The sequence below is a fragment of the Hungatella sp. SL.1.14 genome, from assembly GCF_024460495.1.
GTDB lineage: Bacteria > Bacillota > Clostridia > Lachnospirales > Lachnospiraceae > Hungatella > Hungatella hathewayi.
Genome location: NZ_JANFYJ010000318.1, coordinates 1 through 303, shown reverse-complemented (window position 1 = coordinate 303; position 303 = coordinate 1). Strand labels below are relative to the sequence as shown.

At 54.1% G+C, this 303-nt stretch carries 1 protein-coding gene; it reads right to left on the bottom strand.

The window, feature by feature from the left end; genetic code table 11:
* The coding region (locus NE473_RS31170; RefSeq protein WP_256265648.1) for an alkaline phosphatase family protein at window positions 1-303 on the bottom strand (303 nt) is incomplete at both ends.

Below are 303 nucleotides of genomic sequence, written 5' to 3'. Positions count from 1 at the left end.
CGCCTCCAGATCGAAGAGCTGATCCATATCACCTGCGGTGAAGATATATTTATATCTCACCTTCCGGTACATCCGCTGGGTCGCTACGATATCCAGCGCCCCCATTCCCTCGGTCACGATCTCATCGCTCCATGCCTGTTCCGGGTTTGTGATAAATCCGCTTAGATCACGGCCGTCTCCGAAGCCGTGGTCATCCTCCGGCACAAAGCCTGCCTGCCCCAAAATTGTGGCATAGATATCACACATGCCCACCAGCGCCTTCTGATGATACCCTTTTAAGCCTTCCCCAATCTCCGCTCCATC